At 60.0% G+C, this 26,609-nt stretch carries 25 protein-coding genes; 5 read left to right on the top strand and 20 right to left on the bottom strand.

Annotation, left to right across the window (positions count from 1 at the left end; all coding sequences use genetic code 11):
• Positions 1-12: 12 nt before the first annotated feature.
• Positions 13-630: a LysE family translocator gene (locus AR306_RS03650; RefSeq protein WP_101496206.1), complete on the bottom strand. Its 618-nt coding sequence runs from the start codon at positions 628-630 to the stop codon at positions 13-15.
• Positions 631-719: 89 nt separating this feature from the next.
• Here AR306_RS03650 and ycaO point away from each other — a divergent pair, with 89 nt between their 5' ends.
• The 4 genes from ycaO (at position 720) to AR306_RS03630 (ending at position 6,749) form a co-directional block, all read left to right on the top strand.
• A complete protein-coding gene (gene ycaO / locus AR306_RS03645) occupies positions 720-2,471 on the top strand; it encodes a 30S ribosomal protein S12 methylthiotransferase accessory factor YcaO (protein ID WP_101496205.1) in 1,752 nt (583 codons plus the stop codon).
• Positions 2,472-2,783: 312 nt separating this feature from the next.
• Positions 2,784-4,163 (top strand): YjgN family protein, encoded by a 1,380-nt coding sequence (locus AR306_RS03640; RefSeq protein ID WP_101496204.1) that lies wholly within the window; start codon positions 2,784-2,786, stop codon positions 4,161-4,163.
• A complete protein-coding gene (locus tag AR306_RS03635; RefSeq protein ID WP_101496203.1) occupies positions 4,164-5,180 on the top strand; it encodes a M48 family metallopeptidase in 1,017 nt (338 codons plus the stop codon).
• Positions 5,181-5,255: 75 nt separating this feature from the next.
• On the top strand, positions 5,256-6,749 hold the full coding sequence (locus AR306_RS03630; protein WP_101496202.1) for a helicase HerA-like domain-containing protein: 1,494 nt from the start codon (positions 5,256-5,258) through the stop codon (positions 6,747-6,749).
• 30 nt (positions 6,750-6,779) lie between these two features.
• Here the strand turns inward: AR306_RS03630 and AR306_RS03625 are convergent, their stop codons facing one another.
• The 3 genes from AR306_RS03625 to AR306_RS03615 form a co-directional block, all read right to left on the bottom strand.
• A complete protein-coding gene (locus AR306_RS03625) occupies positions 6,780-7,289 on the bottom strand; it encodes a hypothetical protein (protein WP_101496201.1) in 510 nt (169 codons plus the stop codon).
• A gap of 98 nt (positions 7,290-7,387) precedes the next feature.
• The gene (locus AR306_RS03620) at positions 7,388-9,157 is read right to left on the bottom strand and encodes a sodium:solute symporter family protein (RefSeq protein WP_101496200.1); all 1,770 of its coding nucleotides are present in this window, start codon (positions 9,155-9,157) and stop codon (positions 7,388-7,390) included.
• A 4-nt stretch (positions 9,158-9,161) separates the two neighbouring features.
• A complete protein-coding gene (locus tag AR306_RS03615) occupies positions 9,162-9,422 on the bottom strand; it encodes a DUF4212 domain-containing protein (RefSeq protein ID WP_101496199.1) in 261 nt (86 codons plus the stop codon).
• 578 nt (positions 9,423-10,000) lie between these two features.
• On the opposite strand from AR306_RS03615, the gene AR306_RS03610 reads away from it, so the two are divergent.
• The gene (locus tag AR306_RS03610) at positions 10,001-10,501 is read left to right on the top strand and encodes a hypothetical protein (protein WP_101496198.1); all 501 of its coding nucleotides are present in this window, start codon (positions 10,001-10,003) and stop codon (positions 10,499-10,501) included.
• 127 nt (positions 10,502-10,628) lie between these two features.
• Here the strand turns inward: AR306_RS03610 and AR306_RS03605 are convergent, their stop codons facing one another.
• From AR306_RS03605 to hscA, 16 genes are all read right to left on the bottom strand, one after another.
• Positions 10,629-11,732, bottom strand: coding sequence for a flagellar basal body P-ring protein FlgI (locus AR306_RS03605; protein ID WP_101496197.1), 1,104 nt, complete (start codon positions 11,730-11,732; stop codon positions 10,629-10,631).
• A 15-nt stretch (positions 11,733-11,747) separates the two neighbouring features.
• Positions 11,748-12,467 (bottom strand): flagellar basal body L-ring protein FlgH, encoded by a 720-nt coding sequence (flgH, locus tag AR306_RS03600; protein ID WP_101496196.1) that lies wholly within the window; start codon positions 12,465-12,467, stop codon positions 11,748-11,750.
• Between the two features lie 19 nt (positions 12,468-12,486).
• Positions 12,487-13,272, bottom strand: coding sequence for a flagellar basal-body rod protein FlgG (gene flgG, locus AR306_RS03595; RefSeq protein ID WP_101496195.1), 786 nt, complete (start codon positions 13,270-13,272; stop codon positions 12,487-12,489).
• Between the two features lie 55 nt (positions 13,273-13,327).
• On the bottom strand, positions 13,328-14,068 hold the full coding sequence (locus tag AR306_RS03590; RefSeq protein ID WP_101496194.1) for a flagellar basal body rod protein FlgF: 741 nt from the start codon (positions 14,066-14,068) through the stop codon (positions 13,328-13,330).
• Positions 14,069-14,603: 535 nt separating this feature from the next.
• Positions 14,604-16,067 carry a ribosome biogenesis GTPase Der gene (gene der / locus AR306_RS03585; protein WP_101496488.1) on the bottom strand — a complete coding sequence of 488 codons (1,464 nt, stop codon included), beginning with the start codon at positions 16,065-16,067 and terminating at the stop codon, positions 14,604-14,606.
• Positions 16,068-16,216: 149 nt separating this feature from the next.
• Positions 16,217-17,374, bottom strand: coding sequence for an outer membrane protein assembly factor BamB (gene bamB, locus AR306_RS03580; protein ID WP_101496193.1), 1,158 nt, complete (start codon positions 17,372-17,374; stop codon positions 16,217-16,219).
• On the bottom strand, positions 17,367-18,008 hold the full coding sequence (locus AR306_RS03575; RefSeq protein WP_101496192.1) for a YfgM family protein: 642 nt from the start codon (positions 18,006-18,008) through the stop codon (positions 17,367-17,369). The genes bamB and AR306_RS03575 overlap by 8 nt, the downstream gene beginning before the upstream one ends.
• A gap of 18 nt (positions 18,009-18,026) precedes the next feature.
• Entirely contained in the window at positions 18,027-19,310 is a 1,284-nt protein-coding gene (hisS, locus tag AR306_RS03570) for a histidine--tRNA ligase (protein WP_101496191.1), read from the bottom strand.
• Between the two features lie 18 nt (positions 19,311-19,328).
• Entirely contained in the window at positions 19,329-20,438 is a 1,110-nt protein-coding gene (gene ispG / locus AR306_RS03565; protein ID WP_101496190.1) for a flavodoxin-dependent (E)-4-hydroxy-3-methylbut-2-enyl-diphosphate synthase, read from the bottom strand.
• A gap of 5 nt (positions 20,439-20,443) precedes the next feature.
• Positions 20,444-21,382 carry a RodZ domain-containing protein gene (locus tag AR306_RS03560; RefSeq protein WP_101496189.1) on the bottom strand — a complete coding sequence of 313 codons (939 nt, stop codon included), beginning with the start codon at positions 21,380-21,382 and terminating at the stop codon, positions 20,444-20,446.
• Positions 21,379-22,167, bottom strand: coding sequence for a type IV pilus biogenesis/stability protein PilW (gene pilW / locus AR306_RS03555; protein ID WP_101496188.1), 789 nt, complete (start codon positions 22,165-22,167; stop codon positions 21,379-21,381). Before pilW ends, AR306_RS03560 begins: the two co-directional genes overlap by 4 nt.
• A complete protein-coding gene (gene rlmN / locus AR306_RS03550) occupies positions 22,160-23,275 on the bottom strand; it encodes a 23S rRNA (adenine(2503)-C(2))-methyltransferase RlmN (protein WP_101496187.1) in 1,116 nt (371 codons plus the stop codon). The genes pilW and rlmN overlap by 8 nt, the downstream gene beginning before the upstream one ends.
• Before the next feature lie 30 nt (positions 23,276-23,305).
• Positions 23,306-23,737 (bottom strand): nucleoside-diphosphate kinase, encoded by a 432-nt coding sequence (gene ndk / locus AR306_RS03545; RefSeq protein ID WP_101496186.1) that lies wholly within the window; start codon positions 23,735-23,737, stop codon positions 23,306-23,308.
• A gap of 422 nt (positions 23,738-24,159) precedes the next feature.
• The gene (iscX, locus tag AR306_RS03540; protein ID WP_101496185.1) at positions 24,160-24,354 is read right to left on the bottom strand and encodes a Fe-S cluster assembly protein IscX; all 195 of its coding nucleotides are present in this window, start codon (positions 24,352-24,354) and stop codon (positions 24,160-24,162) included.
• Positions 24,355-24,363: 9 nt separating this feature from the next.
• Positions 24,364-24,702 (bottom strand): ISC system 2Fe-2S type ferredoxin, encoded by a 339-nt coding sequence (gene fdx / locus AR306_RS03535; protein WP_101496487.1) that lies wholly within the window; start codon positions 24,700-24,702, stop codon positions 24,364-24,366.
• Positions 24,703-24,711: 9 nt separating this feature from the next.
• Positions 24,712-26,568, bottom strand: coding sequence for a Fe-S protein assembly chaperone HscA (hscA, locus tag AR306_RS03530; RefSeq protein ID WP_101496486.1), 1,857 nt, complete (start codon positions 26,566-26,568; stop codon positions 24,712-24,714).
• Between the last annotated feature and the right edge of the window lie 41 nt (positions 26,569-26,609).

Here is a 26,609-nt window from a genome sequence, read left to right as displayed (position 1 = left end):
CTGACGATACATCTACACCGCCAACAGCAGCCTGAGCTCATCCAGCAACAGCCAGGCTGCCGTAATTGCCAGGCTGACCCCCATCAGGGTATTGAACAGCTGCAGATGCCGCGGACTCTGCAGCGCCAGCCGCAGCCGGTCACCCAGCCAGGCCCACAGCAGCACACAGGGCAGGCTGACCAGCGTATCGGTGATGCCGATCAGTGCGGCGGCAGGCATCACCGGCCCGGCAGCCGGCATGAACAGCGCGGCCATGTTCAGCATCATCACCCAGGCCTTGGGATTGACCCACTGAAACAGCACCATCTGCATGAAAGTCAGCGGCCGGCTTTGCTCACCGGTTTCCGGTGCGCTGGCCCGGTAGATATGCCAGGCCAACCACAGCAGGTACAGGCAGCCGGCTACCGCAATCGGCAGGCGAATCACCGCCATCAGCTCAAACAGGTGCCCAAACATCAGCATGCTGACAAAACAATGAAAGCCGCCGCCCAGGGCAATGCCCAGCATCATCGGCAACGTGCGGCGCAGCCCGTAGTTGACCCCTGATGCCGCCAGCAATACGTTATTTGGTCCCGGCGTGATGGCCATGACAAGAATATAGGTGGCTAGGGCCAGACTGATGACATCCATTACCGCTTTCTGCCTTTGATCTGAAATTATGGCTTGCAAGAACAGGTGCCGTATAATCCACGCCTTTCCAGCCAATCGCAAGCCTGCTCATGACCCTGACCTACATCCCCGGCAAAGATGTCGCCCTCGAACAGACCATCACCCGCTTCCAGCAGCAGCTGGCCACGCTGGGCTTCAATATCGAGGAAGCCTCGTGGCTCAACCCGGTGCCCCATGTCTGGTCGGTACACATCCGCGACCGCGATTGCCCGCAATGCTTCACCAATGGCAAGGGTGCAACCCGTGAGGCCGCACTGGCCTCGGCTCTGGGCGAATTTTTCGAGCGCCTATCGTGCAATTATTTCTTTGCCGACTTTTATCTGGGCCGTGATACCGCCAGCGGCTCGTTCGTGCACTACCCGGACGAGCGCTGGTTTGCCCTGACCGAAGACGACAATCTGCCCGCCGGCCTGCTGGACGAGCACCTGCTGGAGCTCTACCAGCAAGAGGGTGAACTGCACGCCAGCCAGCTGCTGGACTTGCAGTCCGGCAACGAAGAACGCGGCATCTGCGCCCTGCCCTTTGTGCGCCAGCGTGACGGGCAGACCAGTTACATTCCGGTCAACATCATCGGCAACCTGTATGTCTCCAACGGCATGTCTGCCGGCAACAACAGTGCCGAGGCACACAGCCAGGCACTGGCGGAAATTTGCGAACGGCACGTCAAGCAGCGCATCCTGACCGAGGCCATCAGCCTGCCGCCGATTCCCGACAACGTACTGAACGAGCACCCCGGAGTGCGTGAAGCGCTGGACCGGCTGGACGCTGCCGGCTATCCGGTACTGACACTGGACGCCTCGCTGGGCGGGCAGTTTCCGGTGGTCTGCGTGGTGCTGTTCAACCGTGACAACGGCACCAGCTTTGCCTCCTTCGGGGCGCATCCGAACTTTGCCGTAGCACTGGAACGTACCGTCACCGAGCTGCTGCAGGGCCGCAGCCTGAACCAGCTGGACGTTTTTGCCGAGCCCACCTTCGACAACGGGCTGGTGGCCGACCCGACCAACCTGGAGACCCACTTCACCGACTCCAGCGGCTACCTGGGCTGGGACATGCTGCGCACGCCGGCCGATTTCGAGTTCTGTCGCTGGGACTTCATCAGCGACAACCCGAATACCCGCCAGCACCTGCTGGAGCTGCTGCACGGCCTTGGTCATGAGGTCTACATTGCCGATTACGACCACCTGGGCGTCAGCGCCTGCCGCATCCTGGTACCCGGCCTGTCGGAAATCTATCCGCTGGACGATCTGGGCCACGCCAACAACAACACTGGCCTAGGCTGGCGCGAACTGCTGTGCGGCCTGCCTGATGTTGCAGCGGAACCGGAAGACTTCCTTGGCCTGCTGGATACCCTCAACGAGGAAAGCCTGGCCGATGACCTGCTGATCGGCGAGTTTCTCGGCCTGCTGTTCGAGCCGGGCAGCGGCTGGGCCAGCCTGCGCATGGCCGAGCTGAAAGCGATGCTGGCGCTGGCCGGCGGCGACCATGCCACCGCGCTGGAGTGGGTACAATGGCTGCTCAATTACAACCAGAACGGCCTCGGCCGCGAGCGTTTGCGCCATTACCTGTGTCTGCTCAGCCTGTTGCAGCTGGGCCAGCTGCACGGTTTCGAGGCACTGGAGCATTACGCCGAAGCACTGGCCTGGCAGTACGGCGAACCAGTACTGGACGACGCCCTGGCGGTGGTACTTGGCGAGCAGCGCTTTTATGGGCTGGAGGCCATCGACAGCGAGGGCTTCGGCAACTTGCCGGCCATGCAGCGCCTGCTGGCAGCCTACGGCAAGTTACAGCGGGCGAAGACCTAATGGCCTGTACGGGCTAATTCCATTAGTCAATTTCGGCGCCTGAGGCTCCGATGCTGCGTTGCTGCTCCTCGCCATAGCCCCGCTATGACTCGTCACAGCGCCTTGCCCCGAATCCCCAGCCATCCGAACTTGAGTTAACGAACTAGCCGTTCAGGCCACTAGCGGCCTGCGGCGGCGGTGCATGGGTGTACATGCAGTGACCCTTCGCAACCTGTGCACCGATACTGCAAAGCCGACATTTTCACATCAGACCTGATGACATATCCCGCATAGCCGGTTTAGACTGCGTTTTTTTGCCAGGGAGAGGTCTCCATGCTGCGCTATCGTCTGGTTTTCAACCCCCAGCCATTGCCCGGTTTCACACTGGAGCAGGTGCAGTCGAACCTGCGCCAGCTACTGAAGCTCAATGACACCCGGCTGCACCAGCTGTATATCAATCCGCAGGCCGTACTCAAAAAAGATCTGGAACACGACAAGGCCGAAGCCTATCTGCGCAAACTGGCCCAGTTCGGCATTGCAGTACGCATGGAACCCGAGTTCGAGCTGTCACTGGAGCCGATCGAAACACCCGAGCCGGAGCAGCCCGCACCAGACCAACCGACCAGTACCCGCGCCAGCTTTGCCATACAGGACGATACCCCGGAGCCGGCCATACGCCGGCCCGAGCCGCTGAAAACCAGCACCGGCACACTGAGGGAACCCCTGCCGGCGGCAGAGCGCCTGCATGCCTCCGCGACACGGCACGTGCCCATGCAGTTCACCGGTAACGGCCGCGAGTACTTCGGTATCTGGATCATCAATATCGTGCTGACGGTACTGACGCTGGGCATCTATTCGGCCTGGGCCAAAGTACGCAACCGGCAATACTTTTATGGCAACACCCTGCTGGACGGCAACAATTTCCAGTATCTGGCCGACCCGAAAGTGATTCTCCGGGGGCGCATCATCGCCTTTTTCGTCCTGGTGGCATGGAACCTGACATCCAACTTCATGCCCATACTCAGCCTGTTCCTGCTGCTGGCGATCCTGCCGGCGATTCCATGGGTGCTGGCGCGTTCTCTGCGTTTCAACGCCATCAACAGCGCCTACCGCGGCGTGCGTTTCAATTTTGTAGGCACCTATGGCGGTGCGGCCAAGGTGGTGCTGCTGTGGCCTTTCGTCTCGGCCATCACCTTCTCGCTGGGCCTGCCGCTGAGCCTGCACCAGAAACACAAATACCAGGTGGAAAACAGCCGCTACGGCCTGGCCGCCTTCCAGTTCAACGGCACCCTGACCAGCTATTACCTGTTTGGCCTGAAAGTGCTGCTGACCATCATCGCGGCCGGCGTGCTGGCCGTGGCAGTGCATCCGCTGGTGGCACTGCTCGGCTACTTGCTGGTATTCGGCTATTTCATGGCATCGCTGACCAACCTGTATCTCAACAACATCGCGCTGGCCGGCCACCGTATCGAGTCCAGCATGAGCAAGCGCACCACGCTGTGGATCTACTTTTCCAACAGCATCCTGATCATGCTGACGCTGGGGCTGTACACACCCTGGGCCAAGGTACGCATGGCCCGCTACCGCGCCGAATGTACCACCATCATTATCAACGGCGATCTGGACAAGTTCGTCGGCACCCAGATCGAGCAGGTCAATGCCCTCGGCCAGGAGCTGGGCGACATGTTCGACATGGATATGGCGATCATCTAGATGCAAGCCCGTGGCTCCTACTTTGACGGCCTGAGTTCGCAGCGCCACGACGCCCGGCTGGAACTGGCTGCCGACGGCAACTGGTGCCTGCATTACGATACGCATGTCCGCAGCTATCCACCCGCCAGCGTGCAGGTCGGCAGCCGGCTGGGCAACAGCGCGCGCATGATCAGTTTTGATGATGGTGGCCACTTTGCCAGTGATGATCATGCCGCACTGGACCTGATGATGCGCCACCTGCACGGTGCCCGCCACGGCTGGCTGCACAGCCTGGAATCCAGCTGGAAATGGATGCTGCTCAGCGTTGTGGTGCTGTTGCTGAGCCTGTATCTGGGGCTGACCCGGGGTGCGCCGCTGGCCGCACGCGGGATTGTCGCAGCACTGCCGCCGGGCATCGAAGCCCATATTGGTCGCCAGACCCTGCAGTTTCTGGATGATTACCTGCTCGAGCCCAGCCAGTTGCCGGCCGAGCGCCAACAACAGTTGCAACAACACTTTGCGCCCCTGCTGGCGGCGCACCCGGACTTGCGCCTGCGTGTGCATTTCCGTCAGGCCAGCATCGGTGCAAACGCCTTTGCCCTGCCCGGCGGCGACCTGGTATTTCTGGACGATATTGTCGAACTGGCCGAAGACGATGACGAACTGAGTGCAGTACTGGCCCATGAAATCGGTCACGTGGCCGGCCACCACGGCATGCGCCGCATCGTGCAGAACGGCCTGCTGTACTGGGGCATGATGGCGATTACCGGCGACATTTCCGCCGCTTCCGATACCCTGGCCGGCGCACCGGCCTACCTGATGAACATGGCCTATTCACGCGACATGGAAAGCGAAGCCGATGACTTTGCCCTGCAACAACTGCACCATCAGGGCATTGCCCCCGTTCACTTTGCCAACATCATGCGCCGCCTGGACACAGCCGCCGCCAGCGAGGAGCCGGCCCGCCGCACGGAAAAACTGCTGCACATGCTGTCCAGCCACCCCGATACCCGTGAGCGGGTACGCAAGTTTGAGTAGGGCCATGCTACCCCGGACAGCAATCTTTGCTAAGCTGCCCCGCAACATTTGACCGACCCGGATACGAGATTTGCCATGACCACAACCCGCCTGCTCACCCTGGGTGAGAACCTGCTGACCGGCGAACCCGTCGGCCATTCCCTGCGCCTGGCCAACCGCCACGGCATCATCGCCGGTGCCACCGGTACCGGCAAGACCGTGACCCTGCAACGCCTGGTGGAAGAGTTCAGCGACGCTGGCGTAGCGGTATTTGCCGCCGATGTGAAAGGTGACCTGAGCGGCATTGCCACCGCCGGCACCCCGTCCGGCAAGATTGCCGAGCGCATTGCCAGCATGAACTGGCTGCAGCACTCGCCAAAAGGCTATCCGGTCTGTTTCTGGGATGTCTTTGCCAGCCAGGGCCACCCGCTGCGTACCACCATCAGCGACATGGGCCCCCTGCTGCTGGCCAACCTGCTGGAGCTGACCGACGCCCAGCAGGCAGTGCTCTACACCACCTTCAAGGTGGCCGATCGTGAAGGCCTGCTGTTGTTGGACATGAAAGACCTCAAGGCAATGATCAGCCACCTGCTCGATAATCCTGAAGCACTGGCCGACGACAGCGCGCTGTTCACCCGTCAGTCGGCCAACGCGCTGCTGCGCAAACTGGCCACGCTGGAGCAGCAACAGGCCGACCAGTTCTTTGGCGAGCCGGCGCTGCAGCTGGGCGATATCCTGCAGCCTTCGGCCGACGGTCGCGGCACCATCCATATTCTCGACGGCACCCGGCTGGTGCATGAAGCGCCCAAGCTGTATGCCACCTTCCTGTTCTGGCTGCTGTCGGAGCTGTTCGAACAGTTGCCCGAACGCGGTGACGCCGACAAGCCGGTACTGGCACTGTTTTTCGACGAGGCCCACCTGTTGTTCAAGGGCACGCCCAAGGCGCTGCAAGACCGCATCGAACAGGTGGTGCGCCTGATCCGCTCCAAGGGTGTCGGCGTGTACTTTGTCACCCAGTCGCCGTCCGACCTGCCGGATGCGGTGCTGGCCCAGCTCGGCTTGCGCGTGCAGCACGGCCTGCGTGCCTTCACCGCCAAAGAGCAGAAATCACTGAAAGCGGTAGCCGACGGTTTCCGTCCCAATCCGGTGTTCGGCACCTTGCAGGAACTGACAACCCTGGGCATCGGTGAAGCCCTGTTTGCCACCCTGGAGGACAAGGGTACGCCAAGTGTGGTGCAGAAGGTGGCCATTGCTCCGCCCCAGTCACGGGTCGGACCGCTGACGGACGGCGAGCGTGCGCAACTGGTCCGCCAGTCAGGGCTGGGCAGCCGCTACGACAAACCGTTTGACCGTGAATCGGCCTACGAAATCCTTGCAGCCCGTGCCGAACAGGCGACCCGCGAAGTACAGATTCCGGAAAAACCGGCACCGGCGAAGAATGCTGCCAGAAAGGGGGCGGCCGACGCCGCCGACGGCGTATTGGGTGACCTTGCCGGCAAGGTGGTGCGAAGCACCATCCGGCAGGCTACCAACCAGATCAGCCGGCAGATCGTGCGCGGTATTCTCGGCTCGCTGATGGGCAAGAAATAGCCGTCTTGCAGCAGTCAGTAGCCTGTGCTGTTAGCTGTTGCATACCAGGGTATACAACCGGCTCTGGCGCTCCAGCTGTAGCGCCCTGTCCGGTTGCGGGCTGTTGTCGGCATCCAGTGGTACCAGAACGGCGCGACTGCAGTTGAGCAGATAACCGGTCTGGTCGACATGATCGACAAAGGCCTGCTCAAAGCTGTACAGGCGAAAGCGGGCAATACGCTCGCCGTCCTGTGAGGCCAGCTGCACCTTGTCCGGCTCGATCACGCTAAAACCCATTTTCAGCGGCACGATAAACGTCCAGGGGCGCCAAAACGCCGGCTGCTCGCGCACTTCGGTGACTACCGAGCCTGCCGGCAACTGGGCCTGAGTACGCTCGAACCAGCTGTACTCCATGTAAATCTGGTAGCCCAGAATGCCCAGACCGGCAGCGGCTGGCACGATCCATTTGGGCAGTTTCTTGGCGGTCAGCAGACGGGCGTACTGCGCAATACCGGCGGCCAGAAAGGCAGCGCCTGCTGCTGTCAACAATGTCCAGATCATGAATTTTTCCTGTCTTGGAGTAAAACAGGCTTCCCGAGGGAAGCCTGTTGAGGTTGCCTGTACCTGCATAACGAGTCATGCAGGTGACATTACAGGGATTAGTGATCCATGGCTGCGCCGGCACCTTTCGGGTAACGCACGCTTTCCACCAGATCCTGGATCTCTTGTGATGGTTCTTCGGTGGACAAGGATACAGCATAGGCCACGATGAAGTTAACGATAGCTGCGATGAAACCGATACCCAGCGGGTTCACGCCAAAGAACCAGTATTCAGCGGTATCCGGGAAGTTGTTGGTCCCGGCGATGAAGAACCAGCCCTTGAACATGAAGATGTACACCAGGGTCAGGGTGATACCCGCCAGCATACCGGCGATAGCACCTTTACCGTTGATGCGTCGGGAGAAGATACCCATCATCAGCGCAGGGAACAGGGACGATGCAGCCAGACCAAAGGCCAGCGCCACCGTCTGCGCGGCAAAACCAGGCGGGTTCATACCCAGATAGGCACTGAGCATCAGAGTAGCCAGCATGGCAATACGCGCCACGTTCATCTCGCCTTTTTCTGTCATGTCAGGCTTGAGGGCAACCTTGACAATGTCATGGCTCACCGCAGAGGAAATGGCCATCAGCAAACCGGCAGCAGTGGACAGCGCGGCAGCAATCGCACCGGCAGCCATCAGGCCAATGGTCCAGCCTGGCAGCTTGGCAATTTCAGGGTTGGCAACCACGATGATGTCATTGTTTACGGTCAGCTCGTTACCCGCCCAGCCACGCTCGGCAGTCAGCTCTTTACCTTTTGCACTGGCATCGTTGTAGTACTGAATCAGGCCGTCACCGTTTTTGTCTTCAAACTTCAGCAGACCGGTTTCCAGCCAGTTGTTCATCCAGTCCGGACGGTGCTCGTAGTCAATCGGGTCAGCCTGGGCACCATTTGGATACACAGTCTCCATCAGGTTCAGACGAGCCATGGACGCAACCGCAGGTGCAGTCAGGTACAGCAGCGCAATGAACACCAGAGCCCAGCCAGCAGACCAGCGGGCTTCAGCCACTTTACGCACGGTAAAGAAACGGGCGATTACGTGCGGCAGGCCCGCAGTACCCACCATCAGGGTGGCAGTCAGCAGGAAGTAGTTCAGCGGGTCGGCAGCAAACCCGGTGTACTCGGCAAAGCCCAGCTCGGCCAGGATGCCGTCGAGTTTTGGAATTACATTAATGCCTTCGTTACCCACTTCGCTCAGCATACCCAGTTGAGGAATCGGGTTACCGGTCAACTGCATAGAGATGAAGATCGGCGGAACCAGATAAGCCACAATCAGTACGCAGTACTGGGCAACCTGGGTGTAGGTCACGCTCTTCATGCCGCCCAGTACGGCGTAGAAGAAGGTAATACCGGCAGCAATCCAGATACCCAGATCAATAGATACGTTCAGGTAACGGGCAAATACCACGCCGGAACCGGTCATCTGGCCGATCATGTAGGTCAGCGAGATGCACAGCAGGCTGACCACCGCGATCATTCGGGCAGTACGGCTCTGGTAACGGTCTTCTACGAAAGCAGGCACAGTAAACTTGCCAAACTTGCGCAGATAAGGAGCCAGCAACATTGCCAGCAGAATGTAACCGCCGGTCCAGCCCATCAGGAACGCAGAACCTGCGTAACCCATAAAGGCCACCATGCCGGCCATGGACAGGAAGGAAGCCGCAGACATCCAGTCACCGGCAACGGCAACGCCGTTGGTAACCGGGTGAATACCACCGCCCGCTACGTAAAATTCCTTGGTGGAACCGGCGCGGGTCCAGAGCGCAATACCAATGTACAGCGCAAAGGACAGGCCGATAAAAATCATGTTGACTGCAAACTGACTCATGATCTCACTCCTCCGCCATGCCAAAGTGTTTGTCGATCTGGTTCATTCTCCACGAGTAGAAAAAGACCAGAGCAATGAAGGTCAGGATGGAACCCTGCTGTGAAAACCAGAATCCGATATCCACACCACCAATAGTTATGCCTACCAGGACGGGGCGCAGGAACATGGAAATGCCGTAGGCCGTAAAGGCCCACACCACCATGCACCCGACGATCAGGCGAAGGTTCGCCTTCCAGTACGCCTGTGCTACTTCTTTATCGACCATAATGCGATCTCCGCTTGTTTTTGTTTTTCGGCCATGCCGCACCAAAGCTGGCGCTGCAAGGCTTCCGGGCGGAATATTGCAAAAAATGAACAGCTTTATAAAGCCCCGACATTAGTCTTATGAGCATGCTATCAAGTAGCTTGCACACCAATTAAACAACTGAAAACTTGCCGTACACTTGCCACTAAAAACCTGGGGAACAGGTTCGGAAAACAATAAAGCCAGCACTGAAAACAAGCACAGAATTGCCAAAACAATTCATTAGCATGTAGAGCTAACCAATAAAAACAAATAGTTAGGAGGCTTTCAAATTCAACGTAAAATTACAAAAAAACGCACGGCATATTTAAGGAAAGGATTCTCCGGCATCTGCAACATGTTTATTGCATCAATAAAAAACATGCCGGCCAACATCAAATAAAAAACAGCGACAAACCCAATGCTTTCCCGCTACCGACCAAAGGATGACGGACATCAGCGCCCGATGTCGGCTGTAGCGGGCAGCCATCGGCCGTGCAAGCGGCTGCTGCCTGCAGGTACACTGTGCTCCCTTGCTTCCCGTCATTCGGTATCACTCCATGCATGCTCCAACCCTGTTGATCGCCCTGCCCGTCCTGGCTGCCATTGTTTTGTTGCTGTCCGCACTGCTGCACAGGCGCTCGCTCCGGCTGCGCATTTTGCTGGCCGGCGTGCTGGTATTGGCCGGCGGTGCGGCCTCGCTGGCCTATCAGGATTATCACTGGGCCACCGGCGTGCGCGACGGCCTGCCAGCCAGCGCCCTGATCGTCAGCCAAACGCAGGAAACGCTGCCACTGCACCCCTGGACACTGCTCTGGCCGCCCGTTACCCGCATAACCGCCATCGACAATGCAGGAACCGCGATGGAGGCCAATGGCAGCCTGCTGCTGGAATTTGATCTGTTTGAGTTTCGTCAGAGCGGAGAGGCCCGCGACGGGGCACAACGCCTGATGCTCAATTGCACCAGCCAGGACCTGGTATCACATCTGGGTGACAGCATCCTGATCGAAACCCTGCCGGCAGGAGACCCGCTGTTACGTCTGCTGTGTCACCCGCAGTGATGACCGGATGCCAGACACAGCAAAGTCAGATGGAAAAAGGGGTCAGGTACATTAATGTACCTGACCCCTTCGCAGCATCGGAGCCTCAGACGCCGAAACTGACTAATGGAATTAGCCGTACAGGCCGCTAGATCACGATCAGGTCGGCCTGCAGGGCGCCAGCCTGTTTCAGCGCTTCCAGGATGGCCATCAAGTCGGATGGCGCAGCCCCCACCTGGTTGACCGCACGGACAATTTCATCCAGCGTGGTGCCCGGTGCGAACTTGAACATGGGGCGTTTTTCCTGCTCGGCGCTGACTTTCGAGCGCGGTGTCACCACCGTCTCTCCCTGTGAAAACGGCTCCGGCTGGCTGACCGAAATGTCTTCACTGATCGCCACGGTCAGGCTGCCATGGGTGACGGCAGCCGGCTGCACCCGTACATCCTGCCCGATGACAATGGTACCGGTACGCGAGTTGATGATGACCTTGGCCACCGCCTTGCCGGCCTCCACCTCAAGGTTCTCGATGACCGACAAATAGTTGACTCGCTGGCTCGGATCAAGCGGTGCCGCGACCCGGATAGAGCCGGCGTCCAGCGCCATGGCAACACCAGGACCCAGCAGGTCGTTGAGCTTGTCGGTGATGTTCTTGGCTGTGGTAAAGTCCGGCCGGTTCAGGTTCAGGGTCAGATAGTCACCCTGATCAAAGGCGCTGGGCACCGCCCGCTCGACGGTGGCACCGGACGGAATGCGGCCCGCCGAGGGCACGTTGACGGTAATGCGCGAGCCATCGGCTCCGCCGGCATCAAAGCCGCCCACCACCAGGTTGCCCTGGGCAATGGCATAGACGTTGCCGTCAATCCCCTTCAGCGGCGTCATCAACAGGCTGCCGCCGCGCAGACTCTTGGCGTTACCGATCGATGACACCGTGATGTCGATGGTCTGTCCGGGTCGGGCAAACGGCGGCAGATCAGCGTGCACCGAGACCGCCGCAACGTTTTTCAACTGGATGTTGCCGCTGCCGGCCGGCACCCGGATGCCGAACTCGGCCAGCATGTTGTTGAATGTCTGTACGGTGAAAGGGGTTTGTGTGGTCTGGTCACCGCTACCGCTCAGGCCGACCACCAGGCCATAACCGATCAGCTGGTTGGTACGCACGCCCTGAATGCTGGCGAGATCCTTCAGCCGTTCGGCCTGGGCGGTGTTGCCGAGGCCCAGCGCCAGCACTGCAAACAGAAAGTATTTATACATGGCAGACAGCCTCCATTAAAACGGCCAGACCGGACTCATGAAAAAGCGCGACAGCCAGCCCGGCTGACTGGCATTGGCAAAGGTGCCGGTGCCCGAGTAGGTGATGCGGGCATCGGCGATCCGGGTCGAGGACACGGTGTTGTCGGTGCTGATATCGTCCGGACGCACCAGCCCGGAAATGCGGATCAGCTCGTCACCGGTATTCAGCGTCAGCCACTTCTCGCCACGCACCACCAGCACGCCATTGGGCAGCACATCAGCCACGGTGACGGTGATCGAACCAGCCAGGCTGTTGCTCTGCCCGGCCTGGCCCGAACCCTTGGTGCTGCGCTTGGCATTGGCACTGGCTTCCAGGCTCAGGTTCTTGTTGGTCATGCCCAGAGCGCTGATACCGGATAGCGGGTTCTTCGGCGACACCGCCATGCCCAGAATGTTGGGCACACCGATATCCAGATCGCTGTCTTTCTGGATGGTCGAGCTGGCATTCTTGCTCGCCTGCATGCGCTCGTTCAGGTTAATGGTGATAATGTCGCCCACCCGGAACGCCTTGCGGTCAGTGAAGTAATTGCTTTCGAAACTGGGCTGGTAAATCGCACCCATGTTCTGCTCGGCCGGCATCGGTACCCGTGGCACCACCGGCGCATAATAGGGATCATTGGGCTTCGGTGGTGCCTGCATGCACCCACTCAGCAGCACTGCTGCCGTCAGCTGTGCAAGGATCAATCTGGTTTTCATGGCATCACCCCGGGCTCAATCAAAGCTTCTGTGTAATGAAGGACAGCATCTGGTCTGCGGTGGAGATCACCTTGGAATTCATCTCGTAGGCCCGCTGGGTGGTGATCATGTTGACCAGCTCTTCCACCACGCTGACGTTGGAGTTTTCCAGCGTGTTCTGCAGCACATTGCCCAGACCGTTGGTACCTGGCGTACCGGCTTGCGGCGCACCGCTGGCCGCCGTTTCCAGGAACAGGTTGTTGCCGATGGCTTCCAGTCCGGCATAGTTGATGAAGTCAACCGTCTGGATGTTGCCGAGAATCTGCGGCTGCGGGTCACCTGCCACCGTCACCGATACCGTACCGTCCTCGCCTACCGTGAAGGTCCGCACTTGTTCGGGCAGCACGATCGCCGGTTCCAGCGGGAAACCACTGGAGGTCACCACCTGGCCATCGGAATTGAGCTGAAAACTGCCATCCCTGGTATAGGAAATGGTGCCGTCCGGCATCAGGATCTGGAAAAAACCGCGTCCGTTCACGGCCAGGTCAAGCGGCTGCTCGGTAGTTTGCAGGCTGCCCTGGGTAAAGATCTTCTGGGTACCGACGATGCGCACACCGGTGCCCAGCTGCAAGCCGCTGGGCAGCTCGCTGTCCTGGCTGGACTGGCCGCCGGGCTGGCGCCGGATCTGGTACAACAGGTCTTCGAACTCGGCACGATCGCGCTTGAAACCGGTGGTGGACACGTTGGCCAGGTTGTTGGAAATGGTGGTCAGGTTCATGTCCTGGGCGGACAGGCCGGTTTTGGCAACCCAGAGTGAAGGCAACATGGTGTCTCTCCTTATGTGTCAATTTTGCGACACATATGTACAAATATTCTGTGTATCAGCTCAGCTGCATGATCCGTGCCATCGATGATGCATTTTCCTGTGCGGTACTCATCATCTTGACGTGCAGCTCGAACTGGCGTGACAGTGACAACATCGCGGTCATCTCGGCCACTGCGTTGACGTTGCTCGATTCGGTGTAGCCTGACACCATCCGGGCGTTGGCATCCGGTTCAAACTGCTGGCCATCCTTGCCGCGCACCAGGCCATCCTGCATTTTTTGCAGCTGCCCGCGCTCGGGCAGCACCAGCTTGATGCGGTCAACTTCGGCCATCACATCAGGCGTTTCGCCCAGTGCGCGGATGCTGATGGTGCCATCCTGGGCAATCTCGATTTTCTGTTCCGGCGGAATGGCAATCGGGCCGGCATTGCCCATCACCGGCAAGCCGTTGGCGGTACGCAGAATGCCAAAGGTGTCCACCTGCATGCTGGCGGTACGCACATAGGCTTCGGAGCCATCGGGAGACTGCACGGCAATCCAGGCATCGCCCTGCACCGCCACATCCAGATCACGTCCGGTTTCCTGTAATGTGCCGTGGGTAAAATCGGTGCCGGGGCGCTCGGTCATGGCATAGGCCCGAGCCGGCAGGCCATCGCCGAAGACCGGCATCGAACGCGCCTGTTCGAAGTCGCGGCGAAATCCGCTGGTGGATACGTTGGCCAGGTTGTTGGCATGCGCCTGCAGCGCCTTGCTGTTCTGGCTGGCGCCGGTCATGGATATGTAGAGCATCTTGTCCATGGGTAATCTCCGTCAGCGACCGCAAATTGACGGTCCTGTGTGTTTGCAGAGATCACAGCAAGATATATGCCAGCTTTATTTTTGATTATGTACGGGCGGGTGTGTGGTGTAGCAATGGGTTTGCAGCATCGGGGTACAGGTTCCGCGGGGTCGCTGCAAGTACATCCTTGTAAGCTTTGTGCCGCGCTCTGACCGCCATGGATGGCGGAAATGCAGTTTTTGCAGGAGCAAAAAACTGCCCTGGCGGCACAGCCCTGCTACACCTGCACCCCGATACTGCTATCAGGTACCGTGCATGCGGCAAGCTTCATAAAGAAAAGCAAAAACAAGAATCAGACAAAGCGACAGCAGCCCGGCAAAGCCGGGCCACACTCTCTCCGCCTGCACATGGTTCAGGGGGTAGGCAAGGCCGGAGCAAACCCTGTGTCGCCAGGGATGGCGACACGGAGCCTACATGGACGTACTCGCGGCGTGTTTGCGCAGCGCCTTGCCCACCCCACGCTCCACAAAACCACAAAACCACAAAGCAAAAAACCTACTTCTTCTGCCGTTTCTTGCGATATTCCATCTCTTTCTTGCGGGTCATCAGGCGCTTCTTCTTGTTGACCTGCCGCTCACTGAGCTTGTTCTTCTTGTCGGCATAGGGGTTGTCACCGCCCTTGAACTCGATGCGGATCGGCGTACCCACCAGATTCAATACCCGGCGATAGGTGTTTTCCAGATAGCGCACATAGCCCTTGGGCACGGCACCGGTCTGGTTGCCATGGATAATGATCAGCGGCGGGTTGGCACCGCCCATGTGGGCATAACGCAACTTGATGCGCCGGCCGTTGATCATCGGCGGCTGGTGCTCCTGCACCGCGCCCAGCAGGATATTGGTCAGCTTGTTGGTCGGCCAGCGGGTAATCGCCGCGGTGAAGGCCTGCTCAACCGACCGGTACAGATGCCCGACACCGGTACCGTGCAGTGCGGAAATGAAGTGGATATCAGCAAAACCGACAAAGTACAGCCGGCGCTCCAGCTCGGTCTTGACGTAGTCACGCTCCGAGGGCTGCATGCCGTCCCACTTGTTGACCGCCATCACCAGCGCCTTGCCCGCTTCCAGGGCAAAACCGAGCAGGCTCAGGTCATGCTCGACGATGCCCTCACGTGCATCGACCACAAAGATCACCACGTTGGCATCCTTGATCGCCTGCAACGTCTTGACCACCGAGAACTTTTCCACGTCTTCGTGGATACGGCCACGGCGGCGCACACCGGCAGTGTCGATCAGGGTGTACTTGCGCTCTTCACGCTCAAAGGGAATGTAGATGCTGTCACGGGTGGTGCCGGGCTGGTCATAGACCACCACCCGCTCTTCACCCAGGATGCGATTGACCAGCGTCGACTTGCCGACATTGGGACGGCCAATGATGGCTATCTTGATGCCGTCCTGCTCGCTGGGGCCGGGAATGCGCACCGGATCCTCGCCCTCGATCAACTCGATCTCGAACTCTTCTTCCGGTTCCGGCTCGACACCGGCCAGGGCGGATTCCATCAGCTGCTGGATGCCACGGCCATGGGCAGCCGAGACGCCCAGGGTTTCAGCAACCGCCAGCGGACTGAACTCGGCACGGGCGACTTCGACATCCAGGTTGTCGGTCTTGTTGACCAGCAACAGGGTGCGCTTGTCACGCTTGCGCAAATGGGCGGCAATGTGTTCGTCGGCCGGACACAGGCCGTCACGGGCATCGACCAGAAAGAACACGATGTCGGCTTCTTCAATCGCCAGCAGCGATTGCTCGGCCATCTTGGCATCAATACCTTCTTCATCGCCGGAGATGCCACCCGTATCGATCAGGATATAGTCCCGTCCCTGCCACTTGGCAGTGCCGTACTGGCGGTCACGGGTCAACCCGGGAATGTCGCCGACGATGGCGTCCCGGCTACGGGTCAGGCGGTTGAACAGCGTGGACTTGCCCACATTCGGGCGGCCCACCAAAGCAATTACGGGAACCATCGGCCCCTCCGGACAGTTGTAGCCAGCCATGCCGGCGGGCTCATTCATTGATTTCAGTTACAGCCGGGCAAGCACGGGTTGTCGCTTTCCCAAAAAACACAAAAGCCGCCGTCACACTGCGACAGCGGCCAGTCCGTGTGTACCCGGATTTACTGGATGGTCAGCGCAACCAGCTTGCCGCCATTACCGTACACATACATCCAGCCGCCTTCGACCAGCGGTCGGACACGAATGCCCTTGCTGTCAATACGGGTGCGCGCGACAAAACGCCCGTCCACCTGACTCAGCAGGTGCACATAACCTTCCAGGTCACCGGTTACCACATAGCTGGACAAGGTACCCAGCCCGGTCGGCTCGCGGCGCAGCAGGCTTTCATTGCGCCACATGACACTGCCGGAGCGCTCGTCCACCGCCTCGATGGTACCGCCATCAAGGCTGACATAGGCGTTGCCATAACCCTGGGCCACCGCGCCGGTGCTGGAGCTTGCGCGCTGCCAGAGGACGCGGCCAGTCTGCTCATCCAGGCCGGCGGCATGACCATTGAAGGCCGATACATACAGCACGCCATCCTTCAGCACCAGGCTGCCATCGACATCAACCATGCGTTCCAGCTCGGTACGGCCACTGGGCACGGCAATGCGCTGCTCCCACACCGGCAGGCCATGCTCCAGTTCAACGGCAATCACCTTGCCGGTGGAAAGGCCGGCATACACCACATAATCGGTCAGCAGCGGCGCGCTGGTACCACGCAGTGTCAACAGGGCCGGCGTGCTTTCATGCACCCAGCGCTGCGCACCGGTAAAGGCATCCAGGGCGATCAGGCGGTCATCCTGGGTTTGCACCACCACCACGCGGTCATTCACCGCCGGCGCTGCCAATATTTCGCTACCGATGCGGACACGCCACAGGTCGTTGCCGGTTGCGGCATCCAGTGCAATCACCTCACCAGCCAGGGTGCCCAGTACCACCTGTCCGGCACCGGCGCCAATGGCACCGGATATTTCCGTTTTCTTCAGCTTGCGCTGCCAGTTTTTCTTGCCGGTGTAACGGTCCAGCGACAGCACCAGTCCGCCAGCGTCGGCAACAAACAGCTGGCCGCCATCGATGGCCGGGGTCAGGCGATTCCACAGCTTGCCCTGTCCGACGCCGACCGACGTGCTCCATTCCTTGTGCAGTTTGACTTCAGCGCTGATCTTTTCCAGCGCTACCGGTTTCTCGGCTTTTTTCTCGCCCTTGCTGCTGCATCCTGCGGCCAGCAGGCCGGCCAGCAGCAGAGCCACGAACTTGTTCGCTTTCATGTCAGGCATCCTTGGAACTGAGGTCGTCAAGCTTCATCATCAGGCTGCCGGCAGCACTGCCATCGTCCAGATTGTCACGCGCCGCCTGGTAGGCCTTGCGGGCTTCATCGGTGCGGCCCAGCTGAACCAGCACATCACCGCGCAATTCGTCCCGCGCCGCCTGATAAGCTTCCAGTCCCTTGCCGCTGAGCAGCGTCAGCGCTTCTTCGGCCTTGTCACCGGCAGCCAGCACGCGGGCCAGACGCTGACGGGACAGCTCGCCCAATACAGGGTTGGCCGGTTTGTCGGCCACCTGGCGCAGCAGAGCGGCAGCATCATCCAGGCGGTCTTCAAGTACCGCAACGCGGGCCACCAGCATGCGGGCATACTGGGTGTAGGCGTGGTCCGGCTTGACCGACTCCAGGGTTTGCAACAGTTTCAGCATGTCACCGGCACTGGTGCCTTCGTTGCTGAAGGCGGCTTCCAGCAGTTGCTGGTAGGTGGCAGAGAGCTGTTCGGCCTGGCCGGCCTGACGTTTTTGCCAGCCCTGCCAGCCAAATACCAGTGCCACCGCCAGGATGGCGCCCACCAGCAGCGGCTTGCCATTACGGCTCCACCAGTCCTTGAACTGTGCGATCTGTTCTTCTTCAGTGTAATGGCTCACGCGGATCTCCCGTCAGTGTCAGACCAAAAGGGTCGCCAGCTTGTCCGTCAGCTCGTCAAGAGCCACGGTCTGCTGTTCGTCTTCAGTACGCAACGGCTTGATGCCGATGCAGTTGTTGTCAAGTTCGTGCTCGCCCAGAATCAGGGCATAGGCCGCAGTGCTGCGGTCGGCCTTCTTGAACTGGCTCTTGAAACTGCCACCGCCGGCGTTGACCTGCAGGCGCACGCCCGGCAGCGCATCACGGATGCGTTCGGCCCATTGCACGGCAGCCAGCTCGGCAGCCTCGCCAAAGGCACAGAAATAGACATCGACCTGCTGTGCCAGTTGCGGCGGCACCTTGCCGAGGGTTTCCAGCATCAGGATCAGGCGCTCGATGCCCATGGCAAAACCGACGCCGGTGGTGGGCTTGCCGCCCATGGTCTCGACCAGACCGTCATAGCGTCCGCCGCCACACACGGTACCCTGGGCACCCAGCTTGTCGGTGGTCCACTCGAACACGGTCTTGCTGTAATAGTCCAGCCCGCGCACCAGCCGGTTGTTCAGCACATAGGGAACACCAGCAGCGTCCAGCCGGGCACGCACACCGGCAAAATGGCTGGTGGACTCCTCGTCCAGATAATCCTCCAGCTTCGGCGCAGCGGCCAGAATGGCCTGTGTCCGCTCGTCCTTGGAGTCCAGCACACGCAACGGGTTGGTCGCCACGCGACGCTGGCTGTCTTCGTCCAGCTGGTCAAAATGACCGTTCAGGTAATCGACCAGTGCGGCGCGATAGGCGGCACGCGACTCGGAAGTACCCAGGCTGTTCAGCTCCAGGGTCACGCTGTCGGCAATGCCCAGCGCATGCCACAGGCGCCAGGTAAGCAGGATCAGCTCGGCATCGATATCAGGCCCGGGCAAGTTGAACACTTCAACACCCACCTGATGGAACTGGCGGTAGCGGCCCTTTTGCGGGCGTTCGTGGCGAAACATCGGGCCAATGTACCAGAGCTTCTGCACCAGCCCGTTGTTGATCAGGCCGTGCTCCATCACTGCGCGCACGCAACTGGCGGTACCCTCGGGACGCAGGGTCAGGGAGTCGCCGTTGCGGTCGGCAAAGGTGTACATTTCCTTTTCGACGATGTCGGTAACCTCGCCGATCGAGCGGCGAAACAGCTCGGTAAACTCGACCACCGGCATGCGGATTTGCTGATAGCCGTAACTGTCGAGCACTCCGGCCACTGTCTGTTCAAAATAACGCCAGAGCGGTGTTTGCGCCGGCAGGGTATCGTTCATGCCACGGATGGCTTGCAGGGTCTTGCTCACAAATTGTCCTTGTACTGCTTAGCTGCGGGCAATGACTGCCGCGTCTTGAGCCTGTTTTTTGGCGGCCTGTTCGCGAATCATGCGTTCCAGCTCGTCAACCAGTTGCGTGTTGTCCAGCTTGGTGGCGGGAGCGCCGTCAATGTACACCAGATTGGGCGAGCCGCCGGTCAGGCCCAGATCGACCTCTTTGGCTTCGCCGGGACCATTGACCACACAGCCGATCACCGCCACGTCGAGCGGCACCAGCACGTCTTCCAGCCGCTGCTCCAGTTCGTTCATGGTTTTCACCACGTCGAAGTTCTGCCGCGAGCAGCTGGGGCAGGCAATGAAGTTGATGCCGCGGGTACGCAGGCGCAGCGACTTGAGAATGTCGAAACCGACCTTGATCTCCTCGACCGGATCGGCGGCCAGCGAAACGCGGATGGTATCGCCAATGCCTTCGGCCAGCAGCATGCCCAGCCCGACCGCCGATTTGACGGTACCGGAGCGCAGGCCGCCGGCTTCGGTAATGCCCAGATGCAACGGCTGCTCGATCTGGCGGGCCAGCTGCCGATAGGCTTCAACCGCCATGAAGACATCCGATGCCTTGACGCTGACCTTGAAGTCCGGGAAGTTCAGCCGGTCCAGGTGCTCGACATGGCGTAGCGCCGATTCGACCAGCGCCTCTGGCGTGGGTTCGCCGTATTTCTTTTGCAGGTCCTTTTCCAGCGAACCGGCGTTGACGCCGATGCGGATCGGAATGCCGCGATCGCGGGCGGTATCCACCACCGCCTTGATGCGCTCGTTGTTACCGATATTGCCCGGATTGATGCGCAGGCAGTCAACGCCCAGCTCGGCCACACGCAGGGCGATCTTGTAGTCGAAATGGATATCGGCCACCAGCGGAACCTGCACTTGCTGCCTGATGCGGCCGAACGCCTCGGCGGCCTCCATGCTTGGCACGGAGACGCGCACGATATCGGCACCAGCCTGCTCGAGCCGGCTGATCTGGGCCACGGTGGCATTCACATCACAGGTTTCGGTATTGGTCATGCTCTGTACGCTGACAGGTGCATCGCCACCGACAGCCACGGAACCGACATGTATTTTACGTGAAACACGACGTTTGATCGGGGAGGGGTTATGCACTTGATTCAGCCCAGTTTGATGCGGGCAACATTGCCCCGGATGCTCGAATGGATGTCGACCGGCTGGCCATTGAAGCGCAATTGCACACCACTGGCGTTGCCCAGATGCAGCTCGAAGGGAGTGTCGCCGCTGAGTTGCAAAACCTCGCCGGCCTTGCGCAGGCCACTGGCCACCTCAGCACCGGTACCATCGGTGATGCGAATCCAGCATTCATCGGTAAAAATCAGCTCCAGCCGGTGCTTGCCGGCAACCGCCGGGCCATCAGCCGCCTGCTCAGTGCCTGCTGCCACAGCATCGGCATTGACAGCAACGGGTTCGCCCTCCGCGCTGACAGGCTCATCAGCTGCCCCTTCGTCATCGAACGGCAATGCAGACTGCAGCGAGTCAAGTGCGATCTCGGCGACTTCCAGGTCGGCAGTGTAGGCATCCAGCTCATCCAGGCTCTGGATATACAACGTGCCGTCGACCCGCTCGATCTCGACCTGGCTGAATGGGGTTTCTTCGGCATCCAGACTCAGGGACTTGCCGCCCTGGCCATCCTGCCACCAGAAATAGCCGGCCACCAGCGCGCCAATAACCACCAGCAGCAACAGGGTGACAAGCAGGCGGCCACGCGAGCGGCTACGGGCTACGGTGCGGCCCAGATCAGGCAGTGCCCTGACCGGTTCGGTGACTGTAGTCTGGCTGTATTGCCGGGCCAGCACGTCAGGGTCAAGTCCGAGCAGCTTGGCATAGGCTCGTATGTAGCCACGCACAAAGGTTACACCGGGCAGATCCTCATAGCGGTCGGCTTCCAGGCTGGCGACGGCGGACTCGGTCAGATGCAGCTTGCCCGCCACTTCGGCAATGTTCCAGCCCTGTTGTTCACGGGCCTGTTTCAGTGCAGCTCCGGGCAAACCGGACTGCTCGGCGGCCTCCCCGGCCGCCGCCTGTATTTCGCTCATCGTTGCTCCAGTAGGTAGGCCTTGTATTCGGGGCTGGCCGGATACAGTTGTTTCAGGCGCAAGCCGAGGCTGGCGGCTTCATCCCGGTTCTGGTAGACAGTCGCTACCCGGGCCCCGAGCAGCAGGCTGCGGGCATCATGCTCGGCCTGTTGCATGTAGGTTTCATAATAGTGTTTCGCCGCCGGATAATCACGCACGCTGTAGGACAGCATGCCCATTTCCAGCAGGCTGCGCAGCTGTGTCGCATCCAGACGCAGGGCGCGCTCGAAGTAATGCATGGCCTGGCTGTTGTCGCCCATTTTCAGCGCAGTCAGCCCCATGTTCTCGAATACCCAGGAACGGCTGGGATACATGTTGTCCTGTGCGGCTTCCTGGTAGATTTCCATGGCTTTTTCATAGGCACCTTCCTCAAACAGGAAGCTGCCATAATTGTTCAGGATCCGTGCCGAGCGCTGGCTCGACAGTGCCTTGCGAAAATGCTTGTCGGCAAGCTCCGGCTCCATTTCCTGCTGGAACACCAGCGCCAGCACCTCATGGGCCTCGGCATTGGAAGGATCTATTTTAAGCGCGCTCTGCAACGGCGGCTTGGCCTGACCGGTCAGCCCTTCGCGCAAATAACCCTTGCCCAGTTCAATATAGGCCTGTCTGGCCTGTTCGCGGCCTTCTCCGGTCCGCATCGGCTGTACATCACCGGTCTGCACACAGCCGCCCAGCACGGCAAGCACGCCGGCAAGAACCAGCCAGCGTCGCAGGCCCGTGACCTGATGTTTGAATCCGTTATGCATTAAGCTGCCTCACCGCAATATACCTTTCGCTGCGCCGGGTACGATCGGCCACCTGGCCCACCAGCTGCCCGCATGCCGCATCAATGTCATCACCACGCGGAGTACGCACGGTGACATTGTAGCCTGCATGGTGCAGTGCATCCTGAAAGCGGCGGATGGCATTGTTGCTGGGCCGCTCATAACCGGAGTGCGGAAAGGGATTGAAAGGAATAAGGTTAACTTTGCACGGCACATCACGCAACAGTTGCACCAGCTCGGCAGCGTGTTCCGGCTGGTCGTTGACTCCGGCCAGCAGCGTATATTCCACCGTCAGACTGCGCTTTTCGCCCAGTCCCGTGATGTAACGCTTGCAGGCATCAAGAATGACCGCCAGCGGATATTTTTTATTGATGGGCACCAGCTGGTCGCGCAGCGCATCGTTCGGCGCATGCAGCGACAGCGCCAGGGATACATCAATCACCTCGCCCAGCTTGTCGACCATCGGCGCCACGCCGGCAGTGGACAGTGTCACCTTGCGTTTGGAAATGCCATAGCCCAGGTCATCCATCATGATGCTCATGGCAGCGACCACGTTATCGAAGTTGAGCAGCGGCTCGCCCATGCCCATCATCACCACGTTGGTGATGGCACGGTCCATCTTGGCGGGAATGGTGCCAAATGACTTGTTGGCCACCCACACCTGTCCCACGATTTCGGCAGCGCTCAGGTCGCTGTTGAAGCCCTGCTTGCCAGTCGAGCAGAAACTGCAGTCCAGCGCACAGCCGGCCTGCGAGGAAACACAAAGGGTGCCACGGCCGTTTTGCGGGATATATACCGTCTCCACACAACTTCCACTGGCCACACGGATCACCCATTTGCGGGTGCCGTCTTCGGAAATGTCTTCACTGACCACTTCCGGACCGCGAATATAGGCGGTATTTTCCAGCTTTTCACGCAACGCCTTGCCGACATTGGTCATGTCGGCAAAGTCGTCAACGCCGAAATGGTGAATCCATTTCATCACCTGCCCGGCCCGGAAGCGTTTTTCGCCCAACTGTTCGAAGAACGCTTCCATCTGTGCCAGGGTCAAGCCCAGCAAATTGACCTTGTTGGTTGTTGCCTGTGTCATGGATTCACCTGTACAGCAGTGTTTCTTCTCTTAGCGGATGCGGTCGCACAGCTCGGTGCTGGAGAAGAAGAAAGCGATTTCGCGGGCAGCAGCGGCTTCGGAGTCGGAGCCGTGTACCGCGTTTTCGTCGATGGACTCGGCGAAGTCGGCGCGGATGGTACCGGCGGCGGCTTCTTTCGGGTTGGTGGCGCCCATCAGTTCGCGGTTCTTGGCGATGGCGTCTTCACCTTCCAGCACCTGCACAATGACCGGACCGGAAGTCATGAAGCTGACCAGGTCGCCATAGAAAGGACGCTCCTTGTGCTCGGCGTAGAAACCGCCGGCTTCACGTTCGGACAGCTGTACCATTTTGGACGCAACAACGCGCAGGCCGGCTTTTTCGAAACGGCTGGTGATTTCACCGATTACGTTTTTGGCAACGGCGTCGGGCTTGATGATGGAAAAGGTACGTTGTACGGCCATGGATAACTCCAGTCATTGGTTTGAGAATCAATAAGTTGCCACCACCCGGAAGAAACCGGAAATCGGCGGGATACAAGACCGGGGATTATACGTGCTTTCAGGGAAAAAGCGTAGCGCTCAAGATATCGGCGCCGGGAAAGGATTTGCTTTTCCCGCACTGTCCTGCTGGGCATCACCAGGCCTGGCCGGGGGCGGGCGGCAACAGCGCAACCGGTCTGCTGCTGCCTGCGGAAATGACAGACGTGCCGCAGGAGCGGCGTTCGACCCAGCGGTCTGCCTGGTCAGTGGATCAACTCAAGCCCGGATGACTGTGGCCACGAGACAAGGCCTGCGACGAGTCATCGCGGGACGATGAGAAGCTGCAACGCAGTATCGGAGTCACAGGCGCCGGAGTTGACCAATTGAATTGACCGGTCAGGCCACTAGTCCAGTTCCTCGATCCAGGCGGCCTGGATGGCTTCCAGCACCTTTTCGCCACTGCGCTGGGGGTCATCATCAAAATCGTCCAGCTCTGTCACCATGCGGTGCAGATTGACGAAGTTGATGTAGCGCGGGTCGGTATCGGGATGTTTTTCCGCCAGTTCGATGGCGATATCCAGTACGTCAATCCATTTCATGGCAGTCTCCTACTGGCGCTCGGACACCTGGTTGATGGTGTATTTGGGGATTTCCACTGTCAGGTCCTCGCCAGCGACCATGGCCTGACAGGACAGGCGCGACTCGTGCTCAAGACCCCAGGCCTTGTCCAGCATGTCGTCCTCCAGCTCGTCGGACTCCTCCAGCGAATCAAAACCTTCACGCACAATGACGTGACAGGTGGTGCAGGCACAGGACATCTCGCAAGCATGCTCGATATCAATACCGTTACGCAATGCGGCATCAAGGATGCTTTCGCCCGGCCTGGCTTCAACCACCGCGCCATCCGGACAAAGTTCGGCATGCGGCAAAAATACGATCTGGGGCATCATCTACTCCTAAAGTTCTTCCAGCTGCCGGCCGGCAAAGGCCCGCCGGACGGTGGCGTCCATACGCCTTGAGGCAAATTCGTGAGTCGCCTGATTGACCTTCTGCACCTGTCGGGCGATGGCACCCTGATCATCCGCCGATGCCAGCTGTTCAAGCAGTTCCAGCTGCTCGTCGATCAGGGCACGCTCGGCCACATCCAGCAGGTCACCATCGGTTTGCAGGGCCACCCGTACCGTTTCCAGCAGACGCCCGGCATTGACCTGCTGTTCACGCAGGCCGCGCGCCTTGCGGTCATCTTCGGCGTGGGCCATGGACTCTTCCAGCATCCGGCTGACGGCTTCATCACTGAGACCATACGATGGTTTGACCTCGACATGGGCCTCCACACCGGAGCGGGCCTCCCGCGCCGTTACGCTGAGCAAACCGTCGGCATCCACCTGGAAGGTCACTCGGATCTTCGCCGCGCCGGCCACCATCGGCGGAATGCCGCGCAATTCGAAGCGTGCCAGCGAACGACAGTCGCTGACCAGTTCGCGTTCGCCCTGCACCACATGCAGTGCCATGGCGGTCTGGCCGTCGCGGGCGGTAGTGAAATCCTGGGTGCGGGACACGGGAATGGTGGTGTTACGCGGAATGATTTTTTCCACCAGCTCGCCCATGGTTTCCAGCCCCAACGACAGCGGGTTGACGTCCAGCAACAGCAAATCATTATTGCCGGACTGGTTGCCGGCCAGAATATCAGCCTGGATGGCCGCACCCATGGCAACCACCTTGTCCGGGTCGATATCGGTCAGCGGCTGGCAGTCAAACAGTTGCGCCACCCGCTCGCGCACCATGGGCACACGGGTGGAACCACCCACCATGACCACGGCAGTGACTTCGCCGGTGTCGATGCCCGAGTCCCGTACCGCCCTGCGACAGGCGCGCAGGCTGCGGGAGACCAGCGGCTCGATCAGTTGCTCGAAGCGGCTGCGGGTCAGCTCGCCCTGCCAGTCGCCATAGCTGGCGGTCACGGACTCCGCCTGACTCAGGGCTTCCTTCAGATCGCAGGCCATGCGCAGCAGCGTGCGCTGCTCGCCGGGCGACAGGTCAGTGCTGCTGCCGGACTGCTGAACGATCCAGTCCGCCACCACATGATCAAAGTCATCGCCGCCCAGAGCGCTATCGCCTCCAGTGGCCAGCACCTCGAACACACCCTGGCTCAGGCGCAAAATGGAAACATCAAAGGTGCCACCACCCAGGTCGTAGACCACCACCACGCCTTCCGCCTGGCGGTCAAGCCCATAGGCCACCGCCGCCGCGGTCGGTTCGTTGAGCAGGCGCAATACCTTGATGCCGGCCAGCGTGGCCGCATCCTTGGTCGCCTGACGCTGGGCGTCGTCAAAATAGGCCGGCACGGTGATCACCGCACCAAACAGGTCGCCATCCAGGGCCAGCTCGCCACGGTGACGCAGCACCTTGAGGATTTCTGCCGAAACCTCGACCGGGCTTTTCGCCCCCTGCACCGTCTCGATCAGCGGCATGTGCGATTCGCCCGCCTGAAAACGGTATGGCATCTGCTCGCCCAGCTGCTGTACATCCTCGACACCACGCCCGATCAGGCGCTTGACCGAGAGGATGCAGTTGAGCGGATCACAGCTGGCACACTGGCGGGCATCATGCCCGACACTGACGCTGTCGTCCTGCAGGTAACGCACCGCCGACGCCAGCGCAAAACAGCCCTGCTCATCCGGCAGTGGCACCACCTGGCCCTCGCGTACGGTTGCGATCAGGGAGTTTGTCGTCCCCAGATCAATGCCGACCGCCAGACGGGGTTGTCCGGAAGCAGCCGGAGCATCAGGTTCGACGATCTGCACAAGAGACATAGTTTTCTTTTTCATCAGGGTATCCCGGGGAGGGACACGGG

Source organism: Thiopseudomonas denitrificans, assembly GCF_002866065.1.
GTDB lineage: Bacteria > Pseudomonadota > Gammaproteobacteria > Pseudomonadales > Pseudomonadaceae > Thiopseudomonas > Thiopseudomonas denitrificans.
The sequence above is the reverse complement of the archived record's forward strand: the minus strand, read 5'-3'. Positions and strand labels throughout refer to the sequence as shown.

Excerpts from the sequence above, each read along its gene's own strand:
- AR306_RS03650 (WP_101496206.1), bottom strand. The coding sequence starts at position 630 with ATGGATGTCATCAGTCTGGCCCTAGCCACCTATATTCTTGTCATGGCC.
- ycaO (WP_101496205.1), top strand. The coding sequence starts at position 720 with ATGACCCTGACCTACATCCCCGGCAAAGATGTCGCCCTCGAACAGACC.
- AR306_RS03640 (WP_101496204.1), top strand. The coding sequence starts at position 2,784 with ATGCTGCGCTATCGTCTGGTTTTCAACCCCCAGCCATTGCCCGGTTTC.
- AR306_RS03635 (WP_101496203.1), top strand. The coding sequence starts at position 4,164 with ATGCAAGCCCGTGGCTCCTACTTTGACGGCCTGAGTTCGCAGCGCCAC.
- AR306_RS03630 (WP_101496202.1), top strand. The coding sequence starts at position 5,256 with ATGACCACAACCCGCCTGCTCACCCTGGGTGAGAACCTGCTGACCGGC.
- AR306_RS03625 (WP_101496201.1), bottom strand. The coding sequence starts at position 7,289 with ATGATCTGGACATTGTTGACAGCAGCAGGCGCTGCCTTTCTGGCCGCC.
- AR306_RS03620 (WP_101496200.1), bottom strand. The coding sequence starts at position 9,157 with ATGAGTCAGTTTGCAGTCAACATGATTTTTATCGGCCTGTCCTTTGCG.
- AR306_RS03615 (WP_101496199.1), bottom strand. The coding sequence starts at position 9,422 with ATGGTCGATAAAGAAGTAGCACAGGCGTACTGGAAGGCGAACCTTCGC.
- AR306_RS03610 (WP_101496198.1), top strand. The coding sequence starts at position 10,001 with ATGCATGCTCCAACCCTGTTGATCGCCCTGCCCGTCCTGGCTGCCATT.
- AR306_RS03605 (WP_101496197.1), bottom strand. The coding sequence starts at position 11,732 with ATGTATAAATACTTTCTGTTTGCAGTGCTGGCGCTGGGCCTCGGCAAC.
- flgH (WP_101496196.1), bottom strand. The coding sequence starts at position 12,467 with ATGAAAACCAGATTGATCCTTGCACAGCTGACGGCAGCAGTGCTGCTG.
- flgG (WP_101496195.1), bottom strand. The coding sequence starts at position 13,272 with ATGTTGCCTTCACTCTGGGTTGCCAAAACCGGCCTGTCCGCCCAGGAC.
- AR306_RS03590 (WP_101496194.1), bottom strand. The coding sequence starts at position 14,068 with ATGGACAAGATGCTCTACATATCCATGACCGGCGCCAGCCAGAACAGC.
- der (WP_101496488.1), bottom strand. The coding sequence starts at position 16,067 with ATGGTTCCCGTAATTGCTTTGGTGGGCCGCCCGAATGTGGGCAAGTCC.
- bamB (WP_101496193.1), bottom strand. The coding sequence starts at position 17,374 with ATGCCTGACATGAAAGCGAACAAGTTCGTGGCTCTGCTGCTGGCCGGC.
- AR306_RS03560 (WP_101496189.1), bottom strand. The coding sequence starts at position 21,382 with ATGAGCGAAATACAGGCGGCGGCCGGGGAGGCCGCCGAGCAGTCCGGT.
- pilW (WP_101496188.1), bottom strand. The coding sequence starts at position 22,167 with ATGCATAACGGATTCAAACATCAGGTCACGGGCCTGCGACGCTGGCTG.
- rlmN (WP_101496187.1), bottom strand. The coding sequence starts at position 23,275 with ATGACACAGGCAACAACCAACAAGGTCAATTTGCTGGGCTTGACCCTG.
- ndk (WP_101496186.1), bottom strand. The coding sequence starts at position 23,737 with ATGGCCGTACAACGTACCTTTTCCATCATCAAGCCCGACGCCGTTGCC.
- iscX (WP_101496185.1), bottom strand. The coding sequence starts at position 24,354 with ATGAAATGGATTGACGTACTGGATATCGCCATCGAACTGGCGGAAAAA.
- fdx (WP_101496487.1), bottom strand. The coding sequence starts at position 24,702 with ATGCCCCAGATCGTATTTTTGCCGCATGCCGAACTTTGTCCGGATGGC.
- hscA (WP_101496486.1), bottom strand. The coding sequence starts at position 26,568 with ATGTCTCTTGTGCAGATCGTCGAACCTGATGCTCCGGCTGCTTCCGGA.